The following is a 15,531-nucleotide window of genomic DNA, read 5'->3' on the forward strand; positions in this document are numbered from 1 at the left end:
ATCGTCCCCACGTTCACGTGAGGCTTCGTACGGATAAACTCGCCCTTGGCCATGGCTCCTCCTTCCTTCTTGCACGCAAAAGCCGCCCTGGGGGCTTCGGGCCCAGGGCAGGCAAAGGGATGGAGCTCGCGGCCGGGCTCGAACCGGCGACCTCACCCTTACCAAGGGTGTGCTCTACCTGCTGAGCTACGCGAGCTCGTGGAGCGGGAGACGGGACTCGAACCCGCGACCCTCGGCTTGGGAAGCCGATGCTCTACCAACTGAGCTACTCCCGCATGGGGGTGTGCTTGGGCACACCTTTGGTGGGCAGGGCTGGATTCGAACCAGCGAAGGCATACGCCAACGGTTTTACAGACCGTCCCCTTTGGCCACTCGGGCACCTGCCCACGCCCGCTTGGAGCCACCCAGGGGAGTTGAACCCCCAACCCCCCGATTACAAGTCGGGTGCTCTACCGGTTGAGCTAGGGTGGCAGGACGGGGGATAGGACCCTGTCCGAGGGAATAGGCTAACACACCTGGGGGCAAGTGTCAAGATAAGGGCATGCGCATCGTACCTTTTGGCGCCGCTAGGGAGGTCACAGGAAGCTGCCACCTCCTTTGGGCCGAGGGCAGGAAGGTGCTTCTGGACTGCGGCATGTTCCAAGGGCGGGAGGAGGGGAAAAACCACGCTCCCTTTGGCTTTGAGCCCAAGGCGGTGGAGGCTGTGGTCCTCACCCATGCCCACCTGGACCACGTGGGCAGGTTGCCCAAGCTCTTCCGGGAAGGATACCAAGGGCCCGTCTACGCCACCCAGGCCACCTTTTGGCTGCTGCGGATCGTCCTCGAGGACGCCCTCAAGGTCATGGAGGAACCCTTCTTTGACGAAGGGGACGTGGAACAGGTCTTCCGGCACGCCCACCCCTTGGAGTACGGGGCGTGGCTTCGCCTGGGGGACCTCACCCTCTCCTTCGGCCAGGCGGGGCACCTGCCGGGAAGCGCCTTCGTGGTGGCCCAGGGAGAGGGGAAAACCCTGGTCTATAGCGGGGATTTGGGTAACCGGCAAAAAACCGTCCTCCCCGACCCCTCCCTACCCCCTAAGGCGGATCTGGTCCTAAGCGAGGGCACCTACGGCGACCGGCCCCACCGGTCCTTCGCCGCCACGGTGGAGGAGTTTTTGGAGATTTTGGAACGAACTCTGGGCCAAGGCGGCAAGGTCTTCATTCCCTCCTTTGCCGTGGAGCGCGCCCAGGAAATCCTCTTCCTCCTCTACGAAAACGGCCACCTGTTGCCTGAGGCCCCCATCTACCTGGACTCCCCTATGGCCGAGCGGGTCCTGGACCTTTACCCCTCTTTGGTGCGGTACTTCAGCGAGAAGGTGCAGGCTTACTTCCTATCCGGCAAGAACCCCTTCCGCCCCAAGAGGCTAGAGGTGGTGGAAAGCGCCGAGGAATCCAAGGCCCTAAGCCGCCAACCTGGCCCCATGGTGATCATCGCGGGAAGCGGCATGCTTACGGGAGGACGCATCCTCCACCATCTCAAACACGGCCTTTCCGATCCCAAAAACGCCCTGGTCTTCGTGGGTTACCAGCCTCGAGGGGGCCTGGGTGCGGAAATCATCGCAAGGCCCCAGCGCATCCGCCTCCTGGGCCAGGACGTGCCCCTAAGGGCCAGCGTGCATACCCTGGGCGGCTTCTCAGGGCATGCCGGGCAGGATGAGCTTCTGGACTGGCTGGAGGGGCAGCCCCGGGTAGCCCTGGTGCACGGGGAGGAGGAAGCCTTGGAAAAGTTGGCCTCCCTTTTGGCCCCAAGGGGGCAGGAGGCCCGGCTGGCCCGCTTCGGGGAGGCTATAGAGGTATGACGCCACCCCCCTGGGCCCTCAAGCCGGTCTAAAGCCCAGCCTCTCCAGGACCATGCGGGTGGCCGGGCTTTTGTTGAGGGTGTAGAAGTGCACCCCCTCCACCCCCGCCTCTAAAAGCTCCGCCACCTGGCGGGCGGCATGCTCCACCCCGATCTCCAGAATGGCCTGGGGGTCCTCCTGGTGCCTCTCCAGCTGGGAAAGGAGAGGACCAGGGATGCTGGCCCCACAGACCTCGGTAAAGCGACGAAGCTGAGGGTAGCTGGTGATGGGCATGATGCCGGGGAGGATGGGGATCCCTATGCCCACCCGCCTGGCCCTTTCCAGGAAGCCGAAGTAGTGGGCGTTGTTGAAGAAAAGCTGGGTGATGGCGAAGTCCAAGCCCGCCTCCACCTTGGCCTTGAAATGGCGGAGGTCGGCCTCGAGGCTCTCGCTTTCCGGATGCCCTTCCGGATAGGCGGCCCCGCCCACGGAAACCCCTCCCCCATAGCGGCTCCGGATGAAGGCCACCAGCTCGGAAGCGTAGCGGAACCCCTCGGGATGCGGCGTAAAGACCTTTTCCCCTTGGGGAGGGTCCCCGCGGAGGGCCAGGATGTTCTCCACCCCTGCGGCCACGAACCGGTCCAGAACCCCCTCCACCTCCTTCCGGCTCTGCCCGGCCACGGTGAGGTGGGCCAGGGCGTTAAACCCCAGGTCCAGGATGCGCTTAGCCCAAAGCACGCTCCTTTCCTGGGTGCTGCCCATGGCCCCGTAGGTGATGGATACGAAGGCCGGCCGGAAAACCTTAAGCTCCTCCATGGTGCGGAAAAGGGCCTCCTCCCCTTCGGGGTTCTTGGGGGGGAAAAACTCAAAGGAAAAAAGCGGCCCATCTCGCACCTTTAGGAGGTCCCGTATTTTCATGCGAAGGAGTGTAGCCCCTCCTCTCCCTCTGGGTCAAGGTGGCAAAATAAGGGTATGGTAGAAGTTCCGGAAATCCCCAAGGTGGAAGGTTTGGAGCTCCCGGCCAAGGAGACCGCCTTAATCGTGGTGGACATGCAAAACGACTTCGCCCACCCCCAGGGGGCCCTTTTCGTGCCCGAGGCCCCCAAAAGCGTCCCCGCCATCCAGCTCCTTCTGGAAAGGGCGCGGCGGGCGGGTGCGCGGGTGGTCTACACCCAGGACTGGCACCGGGAGGACGACCTCGAGTTCCAGATCTGGCCCCGGCACGCGGTGGCGGACACCTGGGGGGCGGAGATCCTGGAGGAGCTACGCCCTGAACCCGAAGACCTCATCGTGAGGAAGGTGCGCTACGACGCCTTCTACGGCACCCCCTTGGACCATTACCTCCACCTTTGGGGGATTAAAAACGTGGTGGTGACGGGCACCGTGGCCAACATCTGCGTGCTGCACACCGCGGGCTCCGCCGCCTTGCGCTGGTACCGGGTGGTCCTGCCCGAGGATGCCACCAGTGCCCTTACCCCCTTTGACCTCCAGGCCGCCTTGCGCCAGATCACCTTCCTCTACCAGGGGCAGGTGACCCGGGCCGAGGGTCTGCGTTTCGTCTAGGCTGTGGACCCTGGCCTCATCCCCCTGGCCCAAGCGGAAGGCGAAGGCGAAATCCGGCTCCTCCAAAGGGCGCAGTCCCTGGGCTTCCCCGTGGTGGAAAGCTGGGTGGTGGGGCTATGGGAGGAGTTTGCCCGGCTCAATAACCTTTCCGAACGCATCCAAAGGCTTTTCCAAGGCGTCTTCGGCGTGCGCATAGACGAGGAACGCCTCCTCCTGGCAGCCGAAGAAGCGGAAAGGGCGGTGCGGGAAAGCTACCTGTTGCCGGAACGGGCCGAGGCCTTTCTCCAAGCCCTCCAGGGGAAGGGTCCCTTCCTCCTTCGCCGGCCCTGTGAAGGCAGCTACCGGCTGGCCCATACCCCCCAGGAAGCCCTCTTCGCCCTAAAACGGCTTTGGGCGGAGGCCTTTAGGGTGGAGGCCATCTTGGAGCGCTATCCCTTCCTCTTTCCTCCCTCGGCTCCCGTCTTGGTTCAGGCCCTGGACACCCCCGGCAAGGACTCTCTCCTCGAGGTCCAGGAAGACCCTTTCCTCTCCTTGGATCTCTTTGGGGCCTTGGGGGAAAGGGTGGTCGCGTACACCTGGGGAGGCCTCCTCTTGCGGATAGAATCCCAACATGGTGGATAGCCACCTCCATACCCCCCTTTGCGGCCACGCCCATGGAGCCCCTGGGGAGTATCTCTTCCACGCCCGCAAGGCCGGGCTGAAGGGCGTGGTCTTCACCGACCACAGCCCCATGCCCTCCTGGTACGACCCCCATAGCCGCATGCGCCTCGAGGCCCTCCCCTTTTACCTCCTGGCCCTGGAAAGGGTGCGGGAGGAACACCCGGACCTCTACCTAGGGATTGGCCTCGAGGCCGACTTCCACGAGGGGACCCAGGGCTTTGTGGCCACCCTTCTCAAAAGCTACCCCTTTGACTACGTGATCGGGAGCGTCCACTACCTGGGGGCCTGGCCCTTGGACCACCCCGACCACCAGGAGGAGTACACCTGGCGGGAACTGAGGGAGATTTTCCAAGCCTACTTCCAGGAGGTGGAGAAGGCCGCCAGAAGCGGGCTCTTCCACGCCATCGGCCACCTGGACCTGCCCAAGAAGTTCGGCCACCACCTACCCGAGGAGGCCCTCTTGGACCTTGCCGAACCGGCCCTTCAGGCCATAGCGGAGGAGGGGCTTTTCCTGGACGTGAACACCGCCGGGCTCCGGAACCCCGCCAAGGAGATCTACCCCGCCCCCATCCTTCTCAAGCGGGCCCAGGAGCTGGGGATAGGGGTGGTCCTGGGCTCCGATGCCCACCGGCCCGAGCAGGTGGGGCACGCCTTCCCGGAAGCGGTGGCGCTTTTGCTGGACCTGGGGTATCGGGAAGCCCACTACTTCCAAGGGGGAAAGCCCTTGGCCTACCCCTTGTCCAGGGCCTCATAAACCCGCTCTCTCAGGGTACCCAGGTCCAGGTCCTCCCGCCGTCCCGAGGCTTCCTCATACGCCCTCACCGCCGCCACCAACCGGGAAAAGGCCTCGGCGCAAGGGTCGGGAGCAGGGGCTTCATACTCCATAAGGGTGACCCGCTCGTAGTCCTCGGCGTACTCCTCTTCTTCCCCCTTCACGCACTCCCAATAGCGGCGCAAAGCCTCCTCCACGTGGAGACGGAACTGCTCCAAAGACGTCACCCCTCCCCCCCTCCTTTCCGGCTTTGAAACCTCAGGCTTGCCGCAGGGATAGGGCCTTCCTGGAAGCGCTCCTCCCGCCAGGGGTCGCCCCGGAAGTGGTAACCCAGCTTCTCCCAAAAGCCTAACTCCAGATGGTCCAAAAGTTCTATGCTCCGCACCCACTTGGCGCTTTTCCAAGCGTAAAGGTGGGGCACCAAAAGCCGCACCGGCCCACCGCGTTCCAAGGGCAGGGGCTTGCCGAAAAGGGTATGGGCAAGGAGAACGTCCTCCCGCAGGAGGTCCTCCAGGAAGAGGTTGGTGGTGTAGCCCCCGTAACCGTGGACCAAGGCGGCTACTGCCTGGGGCTTAGGCTTGGCCTTCAGCAAAAGATCCTTCACCCGCACCCCCTTCCAAGCCACGTCCAGGCGGCTCCAGCGGGTCACGCAGTGGAAATCCCGGGTGAGCTCCACCTGGGGTAGCCGCAGAAGCTCCTGGTAGGTGAGGGTAAGGGGCTCTTCCACCAGGCCGAGAAGGGAAAAGCGCCACTCCTCGGGGGAAATCCGAGGTTCTTCCCCATAGGTGAGGATGGGGAAGCGCTCCGTGACCACCTGGCCCGGGGGGATTCTTTCCATACCTTCAGGCTAGCGCAGGCCCAGAGGCCCAAAAGCGTCCTGGCTCACCGGCTTCGGTAGCGGATCACCTCCACCTTCTCCAGGGTGACCAGCCCCTCCCGCACCATCCCATCCAGAATGGGCAAAAAGGCCCGGATCTTCTCCTCCGTGTCCACGATCTCAATCATGACGGGAAGGTCCTCCGAGAGCTGCAGCACCTTGGCGGTGTGGATGCGGGAGTGGGCGCCGAAACCCATGAAACCCTTGAACACCGTGGCTCCAGCCAGCCCGTGGCGCTGGGCCTCGAGGACAATGGCCTCGTAGAGGGGTTTCCCCCCATGCCGGTCCGACTCCCCCACGAAGATGCGCAGGAGCTTGGCCTCCCCTTCCAGCTTCATACCCCTAGGCTACCAGGGCCCCGCCCAGGCGGTAGCCCAAAAGCACCAGGAAAAGGCCTAGGAAGATGCTGAAAAAAACGTATAGAAAGGCCCTCCAGGCCTCACCATCCTGGAGCAGGGCCAGGGTCTCGTAGCTGAAGGTAGAGAAGGTGGTGAACCCTCCCAAAACCCCCACCGCCAGGAAGAGGCGGGCCTCCCCGGAAAGGGCCCCCTCCAGGGATAGGCGGATCACCACGCCGATAAGAAAGCTACCCAAGGCGTTGATCAGGAGGGTGCTATAGGGAAAGCTGGGCCCAGTGAGGGCCTGCACCCAGGCCCCAAGCCCATAGCGCAAGAGGGAGCCCAAGGCTCCCCCCAAGGCCACCAGGAGATACCGCTCCACCCCCAAAGTATATTGGGACCATGAAGCCCAAGACCCTCTCCCCCATCCTCACCGCCAAGGGGGTGCGCCTGGCCATCGCCGTGGGCCGGTTCAACGAGCGGGTGACCAAGATGCTCTTGGAAGGGGCCCTCGAGGCCTACGCCCGCCTGGGGGGGGACCCCGGCGAGGTCCTGGTGGCCTGGGTACCGGGTTCCTTTGAGCTCCCCCTGGTGGCCAAGCGCCTGGCGTTGCGCCCCGACGTGGATGCGGTGGTGGCCCTAGGTGCCGTGGTGCGGGGGGAAACCCCCCACTTTGAGTACGTGGCTGGCCAAGCCGCTTCCGGCCTCATGCAGGCCATGCTCCAAACGGAAAAGCCCATCGTCTTCGGCGTCCTCACCACCAACACCCCGGAGGAAGCCCAGGAAAGGGCCGGGGGTAAGGCCGGCAACAAGGGAGCCGAGGCGGTCTTTACCGCCATTGAGATGGTGCGGCTCCTCGAGGCTATTTCCCGGTGAAGATGGCCCGCACGTAGCGTAGGTGCAGGTAGAGGAAGCAACCCAAGCAGAAGCCGAAGGCCAGGTTGATGAAGGCCAGGAGGGCCACCAAAAGGGCCAGGCCATAACCGACCCCCTTTAGGCCGAGAAGGAGGAACAAGGAAGCCAGTCCCAAAAACACCGCCCCCAGGGTACGGGCGAAGCGGTGGGGCCTGGGGTCCTCCTCTGCCAGCCTGGCCGGTATCCCCAAGGCCCGCTTCAGGGCCACCATCAGGTCCCAGGGGGTGTGCTGGCTCACCATGAGGAGGAAGAGGAGGTAGACCAGGAGGGGAAGGTCCAAGAGCGCCGCTAAGGGCAGAAGGGAGGCGAGGAGCACCTGGTTGAAGCGGAGCTGGTTCCGGTCCGTCTTCATGGGGTTAGTATACACCTGAGTCTATAAAGCTAAGGGGTAGGGTTTCCCTTTGGCCCAACCTCGGTCAGTCCAACAGGGCTCACCTCGTGCAGAATGGAACCGTGGTTCCCCTCCTCACCACCCCCTTACCCGTGCCCCATGGTTTTACCACCCGCTTAGGCGGGATTTCAGAAGGCCCCTTTCAAAGCCTTAACCTCTCTGCGGCCAACGGGGATGACTCCGCGAAGGTGGCCGAGAACCAAAGGCGGGTTTTGCGCATCTTTGGCCACCCACCTGTGGCCGGTCTTAAACAGGTCCACGGTACCGAGGTCCACCTGGTGAAAGGCCCGGGGCTATGGGAAGGGGATGGCCTCCTCACCCAGACCCCTGGACTCCTCCTCCGGGTGGGGGTAGCGGACTGCTACCCTCTTTTGCTTTACCACCCAAAAGGCGCGGTGGCGGCCCTGCACGCCGGCTGGCGGGGGGTGGTGGGGGGTATCCTGCCTCGAGCCTTAGAGCTCCTAGAGAGGCTGGGGCTGGATCCGGAGCAGACCCACCTGGCCATCGGCCCTGGCATTGGGGGCCGGTGTTACCAGGTGGGGGAGGAGGTGGCGGAGCGGTTCGCCCAAGCGGGTCTAGACACCTTTACCCCGGACCCCACCGCCCCCGGGAAGTACCTTCTGGACCTGGAAAGGGCCCTCCTCCTCCAGGCGGAAAGGGCGGGGCTCCTTCCGGAAAGGATCTACCGGGTAGGCCTTTGTACCCACTGCGAACCCACCCTCTTCTCCCACCGCCGCGACCGGGGGAAGACCGGGCGGATGTGGGGGCTCGTCATGCTCCCCCGTTAAGGGCCCGTTCACCGGGCCGTGGCAGAATGAAACCATGCTCTTCCCCCGGGCGGTCCTGCCCTCCCTCCTCCACCTCACCCCCCAGTGGCTAAAGGAACGGGGCCTGAAGGGGGTGATCCTGGACCTGGACAACACCCTCCTGCCCTACGGGGAGGAGACACCTTTGCCGGAGCACCGGGCCTGGTTGGAGGCCTTAAAGGCTGAGGTTCCCGTTTATCTTCTCTCCAACGCCTTGCCCGAACGCTTCCGCCGCATCCAAGAACAGCTGGCCCTTCCCGGCCATGCCCCCGCCTTAAAGCCTTGGTTGGGGTTTAAAAGGGCCCTGGCGGTCCTGGGATTTCCCGCCCGGGAAGTAGCGGTGGTGGGGGACCAGGTTTTCACCGATGTCCTTGGGGGCAACCTGGTGGGGGCCTACACGGTCTTGGTGCCCCCCTTGCGGGAAAAGGAATTCTTTTACACCCGTTTCATACGAATGTTGGAAGCTCCGTTTAGAAAGCCGCGGGGAGGACTGGGATGAGCGTGTTGACCATTGGGGACAAACGGCTAGGGGCCATCCTGTTGGATGCCGGCCTCCTCACCGACGAGGAGCTGCAGATGGCCCTGGAGAAGCACCGGGAGGTGGGGGGCTCGTTGGCGGAGGTCATCGTGGACTCGGGCCTTCTCTCCGAAAGGCGCATCGCCCAGGCCATTGAGGACCACTTCGGCATCCCCTTGGTGGAGCTTCATAGCTTGGATATCCCCCCCAGGGTGAAGGCCCTTTTGCCGGCGGAGAAGGCCAAGGAGCTCCAGGCTATCCCCTTTGCCCTGGACGAGGAGGCCGGGGTGGTGCGGGTGGCCTTCGTGAACCCCCTGGACACCCTGGCCCTCGAGGAGGTGGAGGACCTCACGGGGATGGTGGTGGAGCCCTACCAGGCCACCAAGAGCAGCTTCCTCTACGCCCTGGCCAAGAACTACCCGGAGCTGGGCCTAACCCCGCCTCCACCCCCCACCGGCCCCAGCCGGGAGGAGCTGAAACTGGGCGAGCTTTTGGTGCAAAAGGGCCTATTGGACCGGAATACCTTGGAGGAAGCCCTGGTGGAACAGGAGAGGACGGGGGACCTCCTGGGCCGCATCCTGGTCCAAAAAGGCCTGCCCGAGGAAACCATGTACCAAGCGTTGGCGGAGCAGAAGGGCATGGAGTTCCTCCCCTCCACCCAGGGCCTCTCCCCCGACCCCGCGGCCACCAGCCTTTTACTTCGCTCCGATGCCCTGCGCTATAGCGCGGTTCCCGTGGCCCTTAGGGAGGGAAGGGTGGAGGTAGTCCTGGCCGACCCCCGTCACAAGGAGGTGGTGGAAGAGCTGTTGGGGCGCCCCGCCCGTTTCTTCCTCACCCCCCCCAAGGAGTGGGAGGCCCTTTTCCACCGGGCCTACCCGGAGAAGAGCCGCCTGGGGGAGGTCCTGGTCCAGGAAGGGCGTTTGAGCCGGGAGGAGTTAAGGGAGGCCCTCGAGGTGCAAAGGCGCCTGCCCAAGGCCAAGCCCCTGGGGGAGATCCTGGTGGAACTGGGCCTGGCCCGGCCCGAGGATGTGGAGGAGGCCCTAAGGAAGCAACGCCAAGGCGGGGGCCGCCTCGAGGACACCCTGGTGGCCTCGGGGAAGTTAAAACCCGAGGCCTTGGCCCAGGCGGTGGCCGCCCAGCTGGGCTATACCTACATTAACCCCGAGGAGAACCCCCCGGACCCAAGCGCCGCCCTCCTCCTCCCCGAGGACCTGGCCCGGCGCTACGGCATCTTCCCCCACCACCTGGAAGGCCACACCTTGGTCCTCCTCATGAAAGACCCCAGGAACATCCTGGCCCTGGACGATGTGCGCCTAGCCCTCAAGCGCAAGGGCCTGGCCTACGAGGTGGTGCCCGCCGTGGCCACGGAGGCCGCCATCGCCAAGCTGATAGAGCGCTTTTACGGCAAGGAGGAGCTGGGCGAGATCGCCAAGGAGCTCTCCAAGGGCTACCAAGAAGAGGAAGCCATTACCCCCGAGCTGGACGAAAGCGCCGCCCAGAAGTTCGTCAAGCAGGTGATTCGGGAAGCCTACCTCCAGGATGCCTCCGATATCCACATAGAGCCCAGACAGTCGGATGTGCTGGTGCGCCTCCGGATTGACGGCACCTTGCGCCAGTACACCACCCTGCCCAAAGGGGCCCTAAACTCCATCATCAGCGTGGTCAAGATCATGGGGGGTCTTAACATCGCCGAAAGGCGCCTGCCCCAGGACGGGCGGGTGCGCTACCGGGAAGGAGCCATCGACGTGGACCTCCGCCTCTCCACCCTGCCCACGGTCTACGGGGAGAAAGCGGTGATGCGCCTTTTGAAAAAGGCTGCCGACATTCCCGAGATCGAGGGCCTAGGCTTTGCTCCAGGGGTCTTTGAGCGCTTCCAGGAGGTGATCTCCAAGCCCTACGGCATCTTCCTCATCACAGGGCCCACCGGAAGCGGCAAGAGCTTCACCACCTTCTCCATCCTGAAGCGCATCGCCACCCCCGATAAGAACACCCAAACCATTGAGGACCCGGTGGAGTACGAGATCCCCGGCATCAACCAGACCCAGGTGAACCCCCAGGCGGGCCTCACCTTCGCCCGGGCCCTAAGGGCTTTCCTCAGGCAAGACCCGGACATCATCATGGTGGGGGAGATCCGGGACTCGGAAACCGCCAAGATCGCCACCGAGGCCGCCCTCACCGGGCACCTGGTCATCGCCACCCTGCACACCAACGACGCCGCCCAGGCCATCACCCGCCTGGACGAGATGGGGGTGGAACTTTTCAACATCTCCGCCGCCCTCATCGGCGTCCTCTCTCAGCGCCTAGTGCGAAGGATCTGTGACCACTGCAAGGTGGAGGTGAAGCCCGACCCCGAGGTCCTACGCCGCCTGGGCCTTTCCGAAAGGGAGATCCAGGGGGCAAGGCTCTTTAGGGGCATGGGGTGTGAGCGTTGTGGAGGTACGGGCTACAAGGGACGCTACGCCATCCACGAGCTCCTGGTGGTGGACGATGAGATCCGCCATGCCATCGTGGCCGGAAAGTCGGCCACGGAGATCAAGGAGATCGCCCGGAGGAAGGGAATGAAGACCCTGCGGGAAGATGGGATCTACAAGGCCCTTCAGGGAATCACCACCCTCGAGGAGGTCTTGGCGCGTACCATTGAGTAAGGTGAGGTAAACATGGCCAAAACACCCGATATCGTGGACCTTCTGACCCTGGCAGCGGAGCGGGGAGCCAGCGACTTGGTGATCACCGTGGGCCTCCCCCCCATGATCAAGGTGGACGGGGAGTTCCATCCCACGGAGTACGAGCCCCTCTCCCCCCAGGACACCCGCCGCCTCATGTACGCCCTCATGGATGAGAAGCAACAGCGGATCTTTGAGGAGGAAAAGGAGCTGGACTTTTCCTTTAGCCTCCCAGGAAAGGGCCGCTACCGGGTGAACGTCTTCCTGCAACGGGGAAGCGTGGGTGGGGTCCTAAGGGTGGTGCCCGCCACCATCAAGAGCTTTGAGGAGCTGGGCCTGCCCAAAAACATCGCCGAGATCGCCATGGCCCCCAGGGGCCTGGTCCTGGTCACGGGGCCCACGGGAAGCGGGAAGAGCACCACCTTGGCCTCCATGATCGACTACATCAACGAGCGCAAGCCGGTGCACATCGTGACCATTGAGGATCCCATAGAGTTTTTCCACAAGCACAAGAAGGCCATCGTCAACCAGCGGGAGATCGGCTCCGATACCCACGGGTTCCATAAGGCCCTAAGGAGCGTTCTCCGCCAGGCCCCAGACGTGATCCTGGTGGGAGAGATGCGGGACTATGAAACCATCGCCGCCGCCATCACCGCCGCGGAAACCGGGCATTTGGTCATGGGCACCCTGCACACCAACTCCGCCCCTGAGACCATAGACCGCATCATCGACGTCTTCCCCGAAAACCAACAGGAGCAGGTGCGGGTGCAGCTTTCCAACAACCTGGTGGCGGTGCTTACCCAGCAGCTTCTGCCCAAGGCCTTTGGGGGCGGAAGGGTCTTGGCCTATGAGCTCATGATCGCCACCCCCGCGGTAAGGGCCCTGATCCGGGAGGGGAAAAGCCACCAGCTCTATAGCGTCATCCAAACCGGGGGCCAGTACGGCATGATCACCATGGACGCCTGCCTGGCCGATTTGTATAAGCGGAAGCTCATCACCTACGAGATGGGCCTGGCCCGGGCGGTGGACCCCAAGGAGTTCATGCGCCTGGCGGGGGTGCAGGAGGGAGCCAAGCGCCCCTAAAGGGCCCAAGGGCTTGGTAAACTTTAGATCATGTATGAGGCGGTTATCGGCCTCGAGGTCCACCTGCACCTGAAGACCCGGACCAAGGCCTTCTGCGGCTGTGAGGCCGAATATTTTGGAGCTCCCCCCAACACCCACACCTGCCCCGTCTGCCTGGGCCTTCCTGGGGCCCTCCCCGTGCCCAACAAAAAGGCGGTGGAGTTCGGCCTAAAGCTGGCCCTAGCCCTGGGAAGCCGGATTCCGGAAAGGCTCGTGTTCCACCGCAAAAGCTACTTCTACCCCGACCTGCCCAAAAACTACCAGATCAGCCAGTACGACCTGCCCCTGGGCCAAGGGGGAAGCCTGCCCCTGGGGGAAAGGGCCGTGGGCATCAAGCGCCTGCACCTGGAGGAGGATGCTGGCAAAAGCCTCCACCTGGAGGACCGCACCCTTTTGGACCTTAACCGGGCGGGGAGCCCCTTGATTGAGCTGGTCACCGAACCCGACATCCAAAGCCCCGAGGAAGCCCGGCTTTTTCTCCAACGCATCCAGGCCCTGGTCCAGACCCTGGGGATCTCCGAGGCCAGCCCCGAGGAGGGGAAGATGCGGGCCGATGTGAACGTTTCCGTGCGCCGCCAAGGGGAGCCCTTGGGCACCAAGGTGGAGATCAAAAACCTCAACTCCTTTAAGAGCGTACAAAGGGCTCTGGAGTACGAGATCCGCCGCCAGATCGAGATCCTAAGGCGGGGGGAGAGGGTCAAGCAGGCCACCATGGGTTTTGAAGAGGGAAGCGGCAAAACCTACCCCATGCGCACCAAGGAGGAGGAGGCCGACTACCGCTACTTCCCCGAGCCCGACATCCCCCCGGTGCCCATCTCCCGGGAATGGCTCGAGGCCATCCGGAAAAACCTCCCCGAACTCCCCTGGGAAAAGGAAAGGCGATACCAGGCCCTGGGGATCAAGGCCCAGGATGCGGAGGTCCTGGCCTATACCCCTTCCCTGGCCCGCTTCCTGGACCAAGCCCTCGGCCTCGGCCAAGCCTCCCCCCAGGCCCTGGCCAACTGGCTTTTGGCGGACGTGGCCGGGCTCTTGAACGACCAGGGGCTTACCTTGGAACAAACCCGCCTTACCCCAGAGGGTCTCTCCCGGCTGGTGGCCCTCTTTGAACGGGGGGAGATCACCAGCCGGGTGGCCAAGGAACTCCTGCCCGAGGTGCTGGAGGGCCTGGACCCCGAGGCCCTGGTGCGGGAGCGGGGCCTGAGGGTGGTGGCGGACGAGGGGGCTTTGAGGGCCGTGGTGACCGAGGTGATCGCCACCATGCCCGAGGCAGCGGAAAGCGTGCGCCAGGGCAAGCTTAAGGCCCTGGACGCCCTTTTGGGCCAGGTGATGCGGAGAACCAAGGGCCAGGCCAAGCCCGACCTGGTGCGCAGGCTCCTCCTCGAGGCCCTTGGGGTAGGATAAGGCGGATGCGCTACGAGGAGGCCGGGGTCCAGATAGAGGCCAAGGCGGAAGCCCTGAAACGGGCCAAGGAGGCCATCGCCGCCACCTATACCCCGGAGGTCCTAAGGGGCCTTGGGGCCTTCGGCGGGCTTTTTGACGCGGGAAGGCTAAAGGAGATGGCCCACCCCGTCCTGGTGGCCACCACGGACGGGGTGGGAACCAAGACCCTTTTGGCCCTAAGGGCAGGGGATGTGTCCGGCCTGGGTTTTGACCTGGTCAACCACTCGGTGAACGACCTTTTGGCCCAAGGCGCCTTGCCCCTCTTCTTCATGGACTACCTGGCGGCCAGCCGCCTGGAGGAGGGGGTGCTCTCCGCCCTCCTCTCCTCCTTAGCCCAGGCCTGCCAAGCCCTGGGCATCCCCCTCCTAGGAGGGGAAACCGCCGAGATGCCGGGGGTTTACCGGGAAGGGGCCTGGGATGTGGCCGGGACCCTGGTGGGGGTGGTGGAAAAGGACGAGATTCTGGGCCCGGAAAGGGTAAGGGAAGGGGATGTTCTTCTAGCCCTTCCCTCCTCCGGCCCCCACACCAACGGCTACTCCCTGATCCGGAAGGTGGTGGAGGGGATGGACCTGGAGGGCCCCATACCGGAGCTGGGAGAAAGCCTAAAGGCCGCCCTCCTCCGTCCCCACCGGGCCTACCTGAAGGAGTTTCTCACGCTTAGGGAAGCGGGCGTGGAGCTCCACGGGGTGGCCCACATCACCGGGGGCGGCCTTCCGGAAAACCTCCCCCGGGCCCTTCCCGAGGGACTAGGAGCGGAAATCCACAAGGGAAGCTGGCCCATTCCCCCCATCTTTCCCTACCTGCAACGGACGGGAAACATACCGGAGGAGGAGATGTACCGGGTCTTCAACATGGGCCTAGGGCTCATCCTGGTCCTACCGGAAAAAGACGCCCAAAGGGCCCTGGAGCTGGTGGAAAGCTTTCTGGTGGGAAGGGTGGTGGCCGGCTCCGGAATCCGCCTGGTATGAAAGAGATCTGGCTCATCCGCCACGGCGAAACCGAGTGGAACGTCAATAAGCGCTTTCAAGGCCACCTGGATGTGCCCTTGTCCCCGGTGGGCATCGGCCAAGCCTTCCGCCTGGCCCAGCGGCTTGCCCGAAGCCAACTTCCCTTCCACGGGCTTTACGCCTCCGACCTACGCCGGGCCCGGGAAACCGCCGAGCCCCTGGCGGCGATGCTGGGCCTCTCCTTGGAAACCTCCCCGCTTCTGCGGGAGATTGACGTGGGTCTCCTGGCAGGCCTAAGCCGGGTGGAAGCGGAAGCCCGTTATCCCGAGTTCATCCAGGAAGCCCAAAAGGATCCCTGGCATACCCCCCGTCCAGGTGGGGAAAGCATGGCGGACCTGGCCCGGCGCCTGGAGGCTTTCCTGGAGGTGCTCCCACCCGGCCGCCACCTCCTGGTGACCCATGGGGGGGTCATCCGCGCGGCCCTGAAGATGGCCCTGGACCTCGAGGGCGATGCCTGGAGACGCTTCCACATCCCCAATACCTCCATCACCCGCATCCTTCTACCGGCTCAGGAGGTCTTAACGGTTTCCGATAGCGCCCACCTGGAAACCTGGGCCGACTGGCTTTCCGACGAAAGCGTCAAATAAAAAACCCAGGCATAAGCCTGGGGTTTCTGTTGGAGCGGGAGACGGGACTTGAACCCG

The 15,531-nt window shown here is 64.0% G+C and carries 18 protein-coding genes and 4 tRNA genes; 12 read left to right on the top strand and 10 right to left on the bottom strand.

From position 1 onward, the window contains the following. Positions 1-120: 120 nt before the first annotated feature. The 4 genes from L0D18_RS11655 to L0D18_RS11670 form a co-directional block, all read right to left on the bottom strand. Positions 121-196: transfer RNA gene (locus tag L0D18_RS11655), tRNA-Thr, on the bottom strand. A 3-nt stretch (positions 197-199) separates the two neighbouring features. After that, positions 200-275 (bottom strand) — tRNA-Gly (locus L0D18_RS11660). Positions 276-300: 25 nt separating this feature from the next. Beyond that, positions 301-386 (bottom strand) — tRNA-Tyr (locus L0D18_RS11665). Positions 387-395: 9 nt separating this feature from the next. After that, positions 396-471 (bottom strand) — tRNA-Thr (locus L0D18_RS11670). Positions 472-541: 70 nt separating this feature from the next. On the opposite strand from L0D18_RS11670, the gene L0D18_RS11675 reads away from it, so the two are divergent. Further along, a complete protein-coding gene (locus L0D18_RS11675; RefSeq protein ID WP_243029235.1) occupies positions 542-1,837 on the top strand; it encodes an MBL fold metallo-hydrolase in 1,296 nt (431 codons plus the stop codon). 18 nt (positions 1,838-1,855) lie between these two features. Here the strand turns inward: L0D18_RS11675 and metF are convergent, their stop codons facing one another. Further along, entirely contained in the window at positions 1,856-2,734 is an 879-nt protein-coding gene (gene metF, locus L0D18_RS11680; RefSeq protein ID WP_243029237.1) for a methylenetetrahydrofolate reductase [NAD(P)H], read from the bottom strand. A 54-nt stretch (positions 2,735-2,788) separates the two neighbouring features. On the opposite strand from metF, the gene L0D18_RS11685 reads away from it, so the two are divergent. From L0D18_RS11685 to L0D18_RS11695, 3 genes are read left to right on the top strand one after another with little or no spacing between them, the layout of a single operon-like run. Then, complete coding sequence (locus L0D18_RS11685; RefSeq protein ID WP_243029238.1) at positions 2,789-3,379, top strand: nicotinamidase; 591 nt, start codon at positions 2,789-2,791, stop codon at positions 3,377-3,379. A gap of 3 nt (positions 3,380-3,382) precedes the next feature. Continuing rightward, the gene (locus L0D18_RS11690; protein WP_243029241.1) at positions 3,383-4,000 is read left to right on the top strand and encodes a hypothetical protein; all 618 of its coding nucleotides are present in this window, start codon (positions 3,383-3,385) and stop codon (positions 3,998-4,000) included. Further along, complete coding sequence (locus tag L0D18_RS11695; RefSeq protein WP_243029243.1) at positions 3,990-4,793, top strand: histidinol-phosphatase HisJ family protein; 804 nt, start codon at positions 3,990-3,992, stop codon at positions 4,791-4,793. Before L0D18_RS11690 ends, L0D18_RS11695 begins: the two co-directional genes overlap by 11 nt. Here the strand turns inward: L0D18_RS11695 and L0D18_RS11700 are convergent. The 4 genes from L0D18_RS11700 to crcB are packed head-to-tail and all read right to left on the bottom strand — an operon-like array spanning position 4,769 to position 6,408. Next, positions 4,769-5,038, bottom strand: coding sequence for a hypothetical protein (locus tag L0D18_RS11700; protein WP_243029245.1), 270 nt, complete (start codon positions 5,036-5,038; stop codon positions 4,769-4,771). The two genes, L0D18_RS11695 and L0D18_RS11700, sit on opposite strands and share 25 nt — an antisense overlap. Then, positions 5,035-5,649, bottom strand: coding sequence for a sulfite oxidase-like oxidoreductase (locus L0D18_RS11705; protein ID WP_243029246.1), 615 nt, complete (start codon positions 5,647-5,649; stop codon positions 5,035-5,037). The genes L0D18_RS11700 and L0D18_RS11705 overlap by 4 nt, the downstream gene beginning before the upstream one ends. Before the next feature lie 44 nt (positions 5,650-5,693). Continuing rightward, the gene (locus L0D18_RS11710; protein ID WP_243029247.1) at positions 5,694-6,026 is read right to left on the bottom strand and encodes a DUF190 domain-containing protein; all 333 of its coding nucleotides are present in this window, start codon (positions 6,024-6,026) and stop codon (positions 5,694-5,696) included. Between the two features lie 4 nt (positions 6,027-6,030). After that, positions 6,031-6,408, bottom strand: a complete 378-nt coding sequence (gene crcB / locus L0D18_RS11715) for a fluoride efflux transporter CrcB (protein ID WP_243029249.1) — start codon at positions 6,406-6,408, stop codon at positions 6,031-6,033. A gap of 20 nt (positions 6,409-6,428) precedes the next feature. On the opposite strand from crcB, the gene ribH reads away from it, so the two are divergent. Further along, entirely contained in the window at positions 6,429-6,902 is a 474-nt protein-coding gene (ribH, locus tag L0D18_RS11720) for a 6,7-dimethyl-8-ribityllumazine synthase (protein WP_243029251.1), read from the top strand. On the opposite strand, the gene L0D18_RS11725 is transcribed toward ribH, so the two are convergent. Continuing rightward, the gene (locus L0D18_RS11725; protein ID WP_243029252.1) at positions 6,889-7,293 is read right to left on the bottom strand and encodes a DUF4395 family protein; all 405 of its coding nucleotides are present in this window, start codon (positions 7,291-7,293) and stop codon (positions 6,889-6,891) included. The genes ribH and L0D18_RS11725 overlap by 14 nt on opposite strands. Positions 7,294-7,394: 101 nt before the next feature. Here L0D18_RS11725 and pgeF point away from each other — a divergent pair, with 101 nt between their 5' ends. From pgeF to L0D18_RS11760, 7 genes are read left to right on the top strand one after another with little or no spacing between them, the layout of a single operon-like run. After that, positions 7,395-8,120, top strand: coding sequence for a peptidoglycan editing factor PgeF (gene pgeF, locus L0D18_RS11730; protein WP_243029254.1), 726 nt, complete (start codon positions 7,395-7,397; stop codon positions 8,118-8,120). A gap of 34 nt (positions 8,121-8,154) precedes the next feature. After that, positions 8,155-8,637, top strand: coding sequence for a YqeG family HAD IIIA-type phosphatase (locus L0D18_RS11735; protein WP_243029256.1), 483 nt, complete (start codon positions 8,155-8,157; stop codon positions 8,635-8,637). Continuing rightward, entirely contained in the window at positions 8,634-11,300 is a 2,667-nt protein-coding gene (gene pilB / locus L0D18_RS11740) for a type IV pilus assembly ATPase PilB (RefSeq protein WP_243029258.1), read from the top strand. Before L0D18_RS11735 ends, pilB begins: the two co-directional genes overlap by 4 nt. A gap of 12 nt (positions 11,301-11,312) precedes the next feature. Continuing rightward, positions 11,313-12,401, top strand: coding sequence for a type IV pilus twitching motility protein PilT (locus L0D18_RS11745; RefSeq protein WP_243029260.1), 1,089 nt, complete (start codon positions 11,313-11,315; stop codon positions 12,399-12,401). A 30-nt stretch (positions 12,402-12,431) separates the two neighbouring features. Continuing rightward, the gene (gatB, locus tag L0D18_RS11750; RefSeq protein ID WP_243029262.1) at positions 12,432-13,841 is read left to right on the top strand and encodes an Asp-tRNA(Asn)/Glu-tRNA(Gln) amidotransferase subunit GatB; all 1,410 of its coding nucleotides are present in this window, start codon (positions 12,432-12,434) and stop codon (positions 13,839-13,841) included. A 5-nt stretch (positions 13,842-13,846) separates the two neighbouring features. Then, positions 13,847-14,848, top strand: coding sequence for a phosphoribosylformylglycinamidine cyclo-ligase (gene purM / locus L0D18_RS11755; protein WP_243029264.1), 1,002 nt, complete (start codon positions 13,847-13,849; stop codon positions 14,846-14,848). Further along, on the top strand, positions 14,845-15,474 hold the full coding sequence (locus L0D18_RS11760) for a histidine phosphatase family protein (protein ID WP_243029266.1): 630 nt from the start codon (positions 14,845-14,847) through the stop codon (positions 15,472-15,474). Before purM ends, L0D18_RS11760 begins: the two co-directional genes overlap by 4 nt. The last annotated feature ends 57 nt before the right edge of the window (positions 15,475-15,531 follow it).

Source organism: Thermus albus (assembly GCF_022760855.1).
GTDB lineage: Bacteria > Deinococcota > Deinococci > Deinococcales > Thermaceae > Thermus > Thermus albus.